12 protein-coding genes are annotated in these 10,522 nt (G+C 57.3%); 9 read left to right on the top strand and 3 right to left on the bottom strand.

Features of this window, described 5'->3' with window-relative positions; translation table 11 throughout:
* Positions 1 to 314: hypothetical protein (locus tag JCM21793_RS27585; RefSeq protein WP_036541298.1), on the bottom strand; the 314-nt coding region annotated here is incomplete at its 3' end.
* Entirely contained in the window at positions 311 to 916 is a 606-nt protein-coding gene (locus JCM21793_RS21245; protein WP_025031643.1) for a hypothetical protein, read from the bottom strand. The genes JCM21793_RS21245 and JCM21793_RS27585, both read right to left, overlap by 4 nt.
* 154 nt (positions 917 to 1,070) lie before the next feature.
* Here JCM21793_RS21245 and JCM21793_RS21250 point away from each other — a divergent pair, with 154 nt between their 5' ends.
* From JCM21793_RS21250 to JCM21793_RS29365, 6 genes are all read left to right on the top strand, one after another.
* Positions 1,071 to 2,159, top strand: coding sequence for a hypothetical protein (locus JCM21793_RS21250; RefSeq protein WP_025031644.1), 1,089 nt, complete (start codon positions 1,071 to 1,073; stop codon positions 2,157 to 2,159).
* The gene (locus JCM21793_RS21255) at positions 2,156 to 2,608 is read left to right on the top strand and encodes an ankyrin repeat domain-containing protein (protein WP_025031645.1); all 453 of its coding nucleotides are present in this window, start codon (positions 2,156 to 2,158) and stop codon (positions 2,606 to 2,608) included. The genes JCM21793_RS21250 and JCM21793_RS21255 overlap by 4 nt, the downstream gene beginning before the upstream one ends.
* Positions 2,609 to 2,776: 168 nt before the next feature.
* Positions 2,777 to 3,424, top strand: coding sequence for a recombinase family protein (locus JCM21793_RS21260; RefSeq protein WP_051556258.1), 648 nt, complete (start codon positions 2,777 to 2,779; stop codon positions 3,422 to 3,424).
* Between the two features lie 34 nt (positions 3,425 to 3,458).
* Complete coding sequence (locus JCM21793_RS21265) at positions 3,459 to 3,818, top strand: DUF4339 domain-containing protein (protein ID WP_025031647.1); 360 nt, start codon at positions 3,459 to 3,461, stop codon at positions 3,816 to 3,818.
* Entirely contained in the window at positions 3,808 to 4,341 is a 534-nt protein-coding gene (locus JCM21793_RS21270; protein WP_025031648.1) for a DUF4328 domain-containing protein, read from the top strand. Before JCM21793_RS21265 ends, JCM21793_RS21270 begins: the two co-directional genes overlap by 11 nt.
* A 119-nt stretch (positions 4,342 to 4,460) precedes the next feature.
* Positions 4,461 to 4,883: a hypothetical protein gene (locus JCM21793_RS29365; protein ID WP_155983507.1), complete on the top strand. Its 423-nt coding sequence runs from the start codon at positions 4,461 to 4,463 to the stop codon at positions 4,881 to 4,883.
* 51 nt (positions 4,884 to 4,934) lie between these two features.
* On the opposite strand, the gene JCM21793_RS21275 is transcribed toward JCM21793_RS29365, so the two are convergent.
* Positions 4,935 to 5,522, bottom strand: a complete 588-nt coding sequence (locus JCM21793_RS21275) for a recombinase family protein (protein WP_244439940.1) — start codon at positions 5,520 to 5,522, stop codon at positions 4,935 to 4,937.
* A 206-nt stretch (positions 5,523 to 5,728) separates the two neighbouring features.
* Between JCM21793_RS21275 and JCM21793_RS21280 the strand changes: the two genes are divergently transcribed.
* The 3 genes from JCM21793_RS21280 (at position 5,729) to JCM21793_RS28445 (ending at position 9,991) form a co-directional block, all read left to right on the top strand.
* A complete protein-coding gene (locus JCM21793_RS21280) occupies positions 5,729 to 5,959 on the top strand; it encodes a hypothetical protein (RefSeq protein ID WP_025031650.1) in 231 nt (76 codons plus the stop codon).
* Positions 5,952 to 9,413, top strand: a complete 3,462-nt coding sequence (locus JCM21793_RS28440; RefSeq protein ID WP_155983508.1) for a hypothetical protein — start codon at positions 5,952 to 5,954, stop codon at positions 9,411 to 9,413. Before JCM21793_RS21280 ends, JCM21793_RS28440 begins: the two co-directional genes overlap by 8 nt.
* A 101-nt stretch (positions 9,414 to 9,514) precedes the next feature.
* The gene (locus JCM21793_RS28445) at positions 9,515 to 9,991 is read left to right on the top strand and encodes a tail fiber domain-containing protein (RefSeq protein WP_025031652.1); all 477 of its coding nucleotides are present in this window, start codon (positions 9,515 to 9,517) and stop codon (positions 9,989 to 9,991) included.
* Positions 9,992 to 10,522 lie beyond the last annotated feature (531 nt).

Consider the following 10,522-nt stretch of genomic DNA (forward strand, 5'->3'; position numbering starts at 1 on the left):
GGGCCGAAGCTTTGCGCCACTTCATCGTCCCGTAAGGCGAGTGAATGCACCCGCAGCGTGCCAACCCTGGTGGCGAGGATAAGCGCCGCTGCCGACAGACCGGCAAGCGAGAGGATTTCGCCCCAATGCAGATAGCGCCAGAATGAGAGGGCGAAGCCGATCAATCCGATGGCGGGCGGCCCGGTGAACAGGAGCAGCGGCCGTGTGACCGATACATATTCGATGCGTTCCAGCGCATAGCTCTTGCGCGGGGTTTTAAGGAGAGCTTCGTTCACCTCGAAACCGCCGCCGCGATAATAGACGTGCGCGCTCATGAGCGGCCTCCATCACCAGTGCATTGACCGGTCTCGAAAACTTGGGAGAGCTGTTCATCGAATTCGCGTACGGCAGCGGGACGGATCAGGCCGAGCGTGCCGGAGAACACCGCCCACTCGGTTCGGGCATCGTCAATGGCGGCATCGGCCACGCAGCCGCATACCGTGCCCGAGCGGGCAAGATCGGTTGCGGTCTGTTCCTTGATCCGCGTGATGGCGCTTTCGTAAGCCTGCTGCGCCATGCGTTTCTTTTCGGCCAACTGCCCCAGCGCGACATTGGCGGCGCGGTTGAAGCCAAACGGATCGCCGCCGCCGCTAAGCTGGCGGAGCTGCTGCATGAAGGGACTGGACTGAAGCGCATTATATTGCGCGGCGGCCATGTCCTGCTGCGAATGCGTTTGCGGCTTCGGCACCGCGCGGATGCGGGCCTCTTCCGCCCTTGCCACCATCGCGGCGAAGTCCGTTTCACAGGCTGGCAGGTAGTCGGCGCGGGCAACCCGCGCCGCCACTTCCGGGCCGATCAGCAGATAGTTGGTCCCGCCCCACACGAGCGCGGCCGCGAGGACCGCTTTTGGGGCGATGTCGGAAAACTCCTTGAACAAACGATTTCTCCTTGGGAGCCGGGTGATTGCCTTGGCCGGAGAAGCGCGCAGCGGTATGGAAAGAAGCGAGCCGCGCGTTTCTGCCGGTTCGAACTGATTAGAGAGTACGTGGCGGAAAGTCCGAGACAGACTTGTAACAATGGGGGCAGGATGCGTGGCCGGAGCGCAGCGTGGAAAATATGATCGCTATGCGTATGAGCGCGTGATTGAAAAACTCAATGCGCTCATCAAGGCCCATCCGCATCTATCGTTCAGCGCTGTTGCCGACGCCATCAGCGATTGGCGCGGCGTAACGTTTCACCGGGAATATCTGACCCGGCTGCGTAAATTCGCGCTGGCCGACCCTCACCTTGATACGGTGATCGACTGGATCGCCGCGCATCACGATCCGCAGTTCCGTCAAAAACTCTCACCGGAAAACATCTTCGCGCAGGTCGGTGAAAGCTCGTTCGACTTCTATTTCCATTTGGCGGCAATGGATGATTACGATAGTTGGGAACAGGAAGTGCTGAACAGCTTTGCGGGTGTCTATCTCTGCGCGCCCGCGCAGGACCGCAATTCCTATTTGCCGATGCCGCTTGTTCGCCGCTTCCTGGACGATCCGGCATCGTTCGACCGTGACGCGCGGCTCAAACGCTCAGCCGACATCAAACAGTACATTGCAGAGCGTTCCATCCTGATCCTTCGCGCAACCCCGATGGGGTACTATCATGCCGCCGAATTCCCGCTGTCGATCCTCTTCCCGCCGGACTTTGTAACGCTTGATACGCGCGTGATCTATGAAGGTGTGGGGATCGCGTCCGGCAACAGCATTCACCTGTTCCTGCGCGATTGCCTGACCCGCGTCGGAAAGTTTCATTCGATCCTGATTACCGCCAACGGCCCCAATGAAGCGGCCAATCCCCATGAACTGGCGCTCTTCACGCCCGGCGAAGTCCGTCAGGCTGTCCGCAACGATTGGACCGCGCTTTCGGCAGGCGATCTCGCCCACATGCACCGGGAGTTCGCAGGCGCGCTTGGCCTGGGGTTTCATCTTGACGGCAACGCACAGGTGAATGTGTCGCCGCTGCCGGATGTGCAAAACCGCGTCGTCATGACTTACGCCCGCGAATATGTCTATCACCGCAAGCCGGCAGATTTTCTGCGCGCGCCCGGCGATCATTTTATTGCGCCTGGCATTGAGAACACCGCCGAGATTGAAAGACTGATTTCCAACCCGCTAGCTATCGGAGCGATGCTATGAGCTTGCAGCCCAAGCGCAAGGTCGCGGGACAGAGACTGTTCGCCCGGTTCCAGCCGATGGACGGACACCGCCGCGCGAGCTATTCGCTCCTGCGCGCCATCTACATGGACAACATCGAACTGGCGGCGACGATCCTGGAAGCGGACCCGAGACAGCTCAATCGCGGCGATCCCTATGCCGGGCTGACGCCGCTGCACATTGCCATCTTCCGGCAAAGCGAAGATGCTGTCTCTCTTCTGCTCGGATTTCCTGACTGCGATCTATGGCAAGCAGATAGTTTCGGGCGCACGCCCGTGGACATGCTCGCCTATTCGGCAAGCGCGGCGATATTCGAACTGGTCATGCGCCGCGCTTATCCCGATCAGGAACGCGCCTGGGACAGCGAGGCTCTTGACCTTGGCTGGGCGAGCGGACGCGTGGTTTCTCTCAATCCGAAAGCCACGGATTGATCGAAGGCCGCAGGCGGGACGGCACTGTACCGCCCATGTGAAAGTCACGCCCAGGTCAACAAAAACGTTCATTTTCGTTGAAATTTGAATCCCCCTTGCGGGATTTGATACGATTTTTTCAGGTGCCCGGAAAAGCGCCAACCCCGAAAACCCATCCAAGGCGTCCGCGTGCCTGAAAGGCCGCGCACGAAAACGAACCATATTGTGGAGACCTCAGAGCCCAGCCAACTGTCAAGCAAAGTAGCCAAGGCGATGAGAACCATCGGCTATCTGCGTGTTTCGACCGCAGAGCAGCGTCCGGACCGCCAGATAGACGGGCTACGTATGATCTGCGACGAACTGCACATCGAAAAACTCTCGGCGGTCTGCCCGCGCAGGCCGGTCTATGAGCGTGTCATCAAATCCCTGAATCAGGGTGACATGCTGGTGGTCTGGGATTTGGACCGGGCTTTCCGTTCAGTGATCGACGCACTGGCCGAGGCCGAAAAACTACGCAAACGCGGCATTCATTTCCGCATCGCCAGTCTGAGTATCGATACCAGCACGCCGGCCGGCATCTTCGTTTACACCATGATGAGCGCGCTCGCTGAGTTTGAGCGCCGCACTCTCTCGCAGCGCACGAAAGAGGGGCTGGCCGCTGCAAAAGCCCGTGGCAAGAGCCTGGGCCGCCCGCGCAAGCTGAATGACGCCCAGCTATTCGCTGCGAGCCAACGCGTGCGCGCGGGCGAAACGATCACAGCCGTTGCCGGTGATTTCGACATCGCGCCCTGGACGCTCACCCGCGCTATGCGCCGTCAGGAAGACGACAAGCCTTAACGGCATAGACTCTGAACAACAGGAGGAATTCGCAGTGTCCGAAACACAGGCCATTTGGTTTTACAACAGCGAAGGTGAAGATCGGAAAGGGCCGTTCACCGAAGAACAAATGGGCGCTCTCCTGACTGCCGGTGTCGTCAATGCGCATACAAAAGTCTGGTCGGAAAAGATTGCGGACTGGACACCGCTTTTTCGCACCGACCTGCGAAAACTGCTCGGTGAAAAAACGATAGAACCGCCTCAGGTAGCTTCCGAAGCGCCAAAGGCATCGGTTGCGCCGGTTACCATTCCCGTATCTTACCGGGTCTACGACAACAGGCTGGTGGGCAAGCTGCTCTACTGGGCACTTTGTATGTATGTTTCCGACGGCCGTTGCCGGCTACATGCTGCTTAAGGCCCGGAGCGACGACCAATTGCGCTTTAATGCCTTGACGGTTTTGGAGAGTGAGCTCTTTACCATGATTTACGCTGTCCCCTCTCTTGTCGCCCTGATCCTCTGGTTGGTCTGGAAGTATCGCGCGACCGTCACTGCCCACGCCATTGCAGGGCCACAATCGGTGACCCCGGCAGGGGCCGTCTACTGGTATTTTGTACCGGTCATGTGGTTTTGGAAGCCCTACGAGGCCATGAAGAACCTGCACTCGGTGTTTGTCGGTAACGGGAATTACGAAAAGGTCACAGGGTGGTGGGCGTGTTTTTGGGGCGTCCTCGGCATCAGCTTCATTATTGTTACCCTGCTTCCCGAGAGCGTTGCCGCCGCGTCCAACCTCTCTTCGTACTACTGGTGGACTGTCGTTCTTATCGTGTTGGAGGCCATCCAAGTCTACGCTGCGATCGAACTTATCAAGGAGATAACGACCGCTGAAACAGCCAGAACCGGGCCGCAAAACAAAAGCCAGCCGCTGCCATCGGCCTAACACGCAAAGAGGAAACACTGAACGGTTAAAAAGGCAGCATCGAGCGCGCTACGTGGCAGTCCCATTCGGGGGCGTGCAAGCGAGCCGGGATTGCTGGCGGCTATAAGGGGTGTGAGACGATGAGCAAGCAGTGGGGATGGGGAAAGATAGCTCTCCTTTGTGCCGGAGGCTTTGTAGCAGCCGGCTTCTTTATGAATGAATTCGATCCGACCGCGCAGAGCTGCCTTGCAACGCGCGAGAACAAAGGCTGGAGCCAACTGTATTTTTACAACAGTTGCCGCAAACCCATTAACGTCCTTTTCTGCCAGAAAAGGACTCTTGGAGAGATCGGGAAATGGTTCGGATACAAGACAGGCGAGTGGGACTGTCGTCATCACCACGTTCAGCCGGGCAAGCAGTTTAAAACGCTAATTTGGACAAACCGCAATAGTTCGGGTCTGGCATTTGCTGCCAGCAGTTCGCGCTACGCAGCGGCTGCGTGTAAATCAGGATATAAGCCTCGCTTTACCAAGGGTACAAAATTCACCTGCAACAAGCGCTGATAATCTACCCAGCAGAAAAATGAAGGAGTAACCGCCACTTTTGGTGGGTTACTAGCCGGAGAATGAATCCAGCCCGCGGCGCAGGGTAGTGACGCTGACGTCCAGACTATCTGCGGCCTGTTTGTAGGTTTTGGCGCGGCGCTCGATCCAGCGGCGGGCTGTGTGAAGCTGCGCGGGGGAGAGCTTGCGCGGCCGGCCGATATGCACCCCGCGCCGCCGCGCCGCCTTCATCCCGGCAATGGTGCGCTCGCGGATGAGTTCACGCTCAAACTCCGCCAGCGCCGCAAACAGGCTGAACATCAATCGCCCTTCTGAATGGGTGGTGTCGATCATTGATCCCTGACCGGTAAGAATACGCAGCCCCGCCCGCTTCTGGTTAAGATGCTCAACAATCTTGACCAGGTCCATCAGACTGCGCCCCAGCCGGTCGAGCTTCCAGACAACCAGAATATCCCCCGCCTTGATCCGCCGCAGCGCCCGGCGCAAGCCCTTGCGGCTTGCATCCGCGCCCGAAGCCTTATCTGTCAGGATGATATCACACGGCACTTTTTCCAAAGCATGCAACTGTAGAGAGAGATTTTGTTCATCCGTGGAAACACGGGCGTAGCCGATCTTCATGCCGGGGTAGCGGGCACTCAAGATTTTATCTCCTGTTGCACGGAGAAACACAGAAAAACCGGGTCAGTGCGAAAAGGGTCCCTTTTGCCGGGGCGGTTTTTTCCTATCGAGGCGATCCGGCCGCTGACGCGCGCCCGCATCAAGCCTATGTAATTATTTATTATTTTAAGTTGCTTATATTTCATATCTTGTGACATAATAAAAAGTGCAAAAGGGACGGGTTTTGAATGAATAAATCTATTCTGTTTTTATTTTTTATAATATCTTTTCTACCGACACTTACGATTGTATTAAGCGATGAGTTCCATTATTTCCTCACCCCGCTGACGCAATTCTATCTGGGGTGCGGGTTATTATTCACCACGGGGGCGGTTGTTGGCGTATTGGCGGCGCGCCTGTGGCGCAGGTTTGAAGAGCGGGGCGCGGGGCAGCGCATAAAAGGCAGCCACCATGGATAATCACCGCCGCTTTCTGACCCAATCAGGCAATGTGTTCTTTACCTTATTCGGCGCGGTGGGGCTGGTTGGCGTGATCGGCGCGTCCACCATGACCATCATGAAGGGCCCGGTACGCTCGATGCATAATGTAACCCAGCGCACGGTGGCTGAGAATGCGATGATCGCGGCCGGCCGGCTGGCTCTTGTGGCTGCGGCGCAGCAGGACGCCGGGGGTGATTGTGATGCGGATGGTTTCTTAGAGCCGATTGAATGGGAAACGACCGGTATTGGATCACCGCCAGATGGTGGCGGCTTCTTGCCCACTTCATTGGGTGCTTCGCAACTCGACCCTTGGGGCGATAGCTATGGATATTGTGTCTGGGACCACGGCGCGCAGGTTGATGGAACCGGCTGCGGCGGGACTTCGCAGCGGCGTCTCGCCGGAGCCAACACTGAAGAACAAGTTACCATTGCCATTATCTCATCCGGCGCAGACCGGATTTTCCAGACAGGCTGCGGTGATGCGCCGGATTACCTGATCCGCGTGGGCGGCAGTGACGACATCGTGATGAGCTACACCTATGGCGAAGCTGCCATCATGGGCGGCGGACTGTGGAACCTGAAATCAGGCGATCCGGAAACGGCTGAAATCGCCAAAAATCTGCAAGTCAAGAATGATGGAGGGGACGTGGTGTTTGGTGTTGATGCCGCCTCCGATCCGGCTCGGCCTGCCATCAAGGTGGATTATATCCAGGCGCTTGGCGGCACAGCCGTTGAGCTCCTGTCCAAGCTAATAACGGCCGACGTTGATGTTGACGGCGCGCTTGACATCAGTGGCGCGGCAACAATGGGATCTGCCAATGTGGTCGGCAATCTCGATGTCGACGGCACGACGACGCTCGAAGGCCTCAATGCCGGGGCGACCAATGTCGGCACGCTTACGGCAGCGGGGTTGGCTGACTTACATAGTCTTTCGGTAACCAACTCAACCACGCTAGGCGGTACGCTCAGCGTTACGGGTGACACCACTCTTTATAGCGGCCTCGCGGTGGATGGCGACACGCTTTTCGTTGATGAAGAAAAACACCTTGTCGGCATCGGAACAAATGAGCCAACCAATATACTCCACGTCAAGCATGACTCTACTGACCCTGCATATATTCACGTCATCAACGAGGGCGGCGGGAATGCCGGGCTGTGGGCGCATGTCTCCCAACCCGGTGCGAGAGCGATAGTCTATCTGCGGACGGCTGAGTCCGGAGGCACTCCGCACTACTGGCATATAATTTCTGACGGCGCAGATGGTAACAAGCTCAAAATCGGTCAAACGACCGTCCCAGGTAGTCCCGCCATCGCTATCCTGAAAACTGGTGAAGTGGGCATTGGAACCGGTGCTCCGTCCGCGCGGCTGGATGTTGCCGGAACCGCCGAAATAAACGGCCAATTGAATATGACGGGCAATAAGATTGTTAATCTTGCGATGCCGACGGTGGGCGCTGACGCCGCAACCAAAGCTTATGTCGATACCAATATTGCGGCGGGAACCGGATACACGGAAACCGACCCGAAGGTGGGAGCGCTCACCAACGGCAAATGGTGTAATTCGGATGGTAGCGTCATCAACTGCACCGACAATCTGCCCCTGCCACCCGACAGTGATATTCTCGCGAATATGAGCTGCGAGGCTGGTGAAGTGGCTAAATATAATGGTTCTGGCTGGGTTTGCGCAGCCGATAACAACACCGGGACAGAACAAGTTTGCGAAGAGGGTGGCGTAAACTGGGAAGTACATCCTGCCGCCGAAAATAATGCCTGGACAGGCATCACCTACGGCAACGGCATTTTTGTTGCGGTCGCCTATACCGGGAGTGAGACAAATTACATCATGACATCCCCGGATGGGGTCAACTGGACGGCCAGAACACAGCCGGAAACCAACCAATGGTACGGCGTCACCTACGGCAATGGGTTATTTGTCGCTGTTTCCTATAACGGATCAAACCGCGTGATGACCTCTCCTGATGGTATTACGTGGACATCGCGCAGTGCACCGTCAAAATCCTGGGTCGATATAGCATATGGTGGTGGAAAATTTGTTGCTGTTGCTCAGGCGCCCGGCAACAGCATTATGCATTCGTCAGATGGTATTACGTGGACCGTGGCAACGCCTGCCACCAGCCACTATTGGACCAGCATTACCTACGGGAACGGAAAATTCGTTGCTCTGGCAAGATCGGGGGGGAATACAAACCGTATTATGACCTCACCGGACGGCGTGACCTGGGCGGCACACGCACTGCCGGAGGACAATCAATGGATGGATGTCACGTTCGGTGGCGGGAAATTTGTCGCTGTTGCCCGGTCCGGCACGAACCGCCTCATGACGTCAACGGATGGAGAAAACTGGACAGCCCGCGCCGCACCGGAAAATAACCGCTGGGCTGCGGTGGCCTACGGAGACGGCATGTTTGCGGCGTTATCGACCGATGGCACGAACCGCATCATGACCTCGCCCGATGGAGAAAACTGGACGGCTCGCGCTGCGCCAGAAAACAATACTTGGGACGATATCTACTATGGCGGCGGCAAGTTTGTAGCGGTTGCGGGCGCCGGAACCAACCGCGTTATGGTTGCCAACGGACCGAGCTGTATCGGCGGCGGTGACAATCTCGGCAATCACACGGCAACCGGCGATCTTGATATGACAACGAACAGGGTCATCAATCTTGCCGACCCCGTCGATCCGCAAGATGCCGCCACCAAGGCCTATGTCGATGCTAACGCGGGTGGAGAACCGGGAGGAGCAGACGGACAGGTTCAATTTAATGACGGCGGTGCGTTCGCGGGAAGCTCAGGGTTGACATACAGCGTGTCGAACGGGCTGGTTGCGCTGGCGACGGGACCATTGCGCTTTGGGGTGTACGGACAAGGACACCATCGAGGGGTCAATGGCGTTGCAACGGATGCAACCGGCGGAAGCTATGGTGTATGGGGTCAAAGTGCCAGCACAAGCGGAACCGGAGTATACGGTCTGGCGGAATCCGCGAGCGGACAAACATACGGGGTGTGGGGCCATAGTAAAAGTAATCAAGGCTTCGGGGTCAGAGGTTGGGCGAGTTCCAGCAGCGGTACGACTCAAGGTGTCAGCGGCCAATCCGATAGCATCGCAGGATATGGTGTTTATGGGCGTGCAACCGCTACCAGCGGCACCAATTATGGTGGCTATTTCCTGAGTCAGAGCAACGGAGGTCGAGGAATTCGTGCCGCCGTGACCACAGCCACAGGCGCCACAATTGCCGGAGAATTTCGTAATTCAAGCACTTCAGGTTACGGAGTATTGGCACAGGCTTCCGCAACGAGCGGCAGCACCTACGGCGGCTATTTCTCAGCGAATAATAGCCTGAGGGAACGGGAGTTTTCGCCGCAGGTGGAACGTACGGAGCTCGCATTATATCAAGCCCCTCAACCGGTATAACCTATGGGGTATATTCGCAGACCAACAGTCCAGATGGTCGCGCAGTTTACGCCAATGCATCGAGTGGTGGCTACGGCCTGTATTCCAACGGAAAAGCTCATGTGCAGGGCAATTTTACGGCGAGCGGCAATGTAACCGCGACCGCTTATTACGGCTCGTCCGACCGCAACCTGAAAACCGATATTGAAACCATTGCCGATCCGTTTGCCTTGCTCAACGGCATTGAGGGCAAGCATTTCCTCTGGAAGGATTCTGGGCGGGGGTCTTACGGCGTGATCGCCCAAGACGTTGAAACCGTCATGCCCGAAGCTGTCGGTGAAAATTCCGAAGGTTTCAAGACGGTCGAATACAATCAACTGATAGGCCCGCTGATCGAGGCGGTGAAGCAGCTCAAAGCGCTCATTGACGACTTGATAGCGGAGATCACCGCCATTGTGGCGCGGCTGGACGGCCATGACGCAGATATCGAGGCGCTGAAAGCGGCCAATGATAATCTGGCGGAAGAAATTCGTGCACTGCGCGCCGACAACGATAATCTGCGCGAGGAAGTCCGCGCGCTTCAAGAGGGGGAGCAGTGATCTGGCGAATCTTGCTTGTCACGGCCCTTATCATGCTGCCCGGCATAACGTCCGCGCAGGTCGGCGTTCCCATCCCGACCGGGTCCACCGTCACCGTTGACGCCCACGGCGTTTGCCGGGACGTGACCAATCCCGGTTCCGGCACCCGCATGGTCTTCACCGAAACTCTCCCCGAATGGCAGAGCTTCGTCGATCATCCCGAAGGCTCGATTATGCGGCGTGTTCTGACGCATGTGTCGCCGGAGAGAGTTGGACATCGCGAGAAAGCAATCGGGATTGGTATAGGGTGGCGTCTTCCGCGGACGGAACAAAATTGGTCGCTACGGTACAGAATGGACAGATTTACACTTCGAGCGATAGCGGGGAGACATGGACCCCCCGGGAGAGTAACCGGTATTGGTATGATGTGGCCTCCTCGGCGGACGGTGTCAAACTGGTGGCGGTGGTGTCAACTGGACGGATTTATACTTCGAGCGATAGCGGGGAGACATGGACCCCCCGGGAGACGTAACCGGTATTGGTGATGAGAGT

This window comes from Nitratireductor aquibiodomus NL21 = JCM 21793 (assembly GCF_000615975.1).
Taxonomy (GTDB): domain Bacteria; phylum Pseudomonadota; class Alphaproteobacteria; order Rhizobiales; family Rhizobiaceae; genus Nitratireductor; species Nitratireductor aquibiodomus.

Coding starts and splice junctions, on each gene's coding strand:
- JCM21793_RS28440 (WP_155983508.1), top strand. CDS start 5,952: ATGGATAATCACCGCCGCTTTCTGACCCAATCAGGCAATGTGTTCTTT.
- JCM21793_RS21280 (WP_025031650.1), top strand. CDS start 5,729: ATGAATAAATCTATTCTGTTTTTATTTTTTATAATATCTTTTCTACCG.
- JCM21793_RS21255 (WP_025031645.1), top strand. CDS start 2,156: ATGAGCTTGCAGCCCAAGCGCAAGGTCGCGGGACAGAGACTGTTCGCC.
- JCM21793_RS29365 (WP_155983507.1), top strand. CDS start 4,461: ATGAGCAAGCAGTGGGGATGGGGAAAGATAGCTCTCCTTTGTGCCGGA.
- JCM21793_RS21270 (WP_025031648.1), top strand. CDS start 3,808: ATGCTGCTTAAGGCCCGGAGCGACGACCAATTGCGCTTTAATGCCTTG.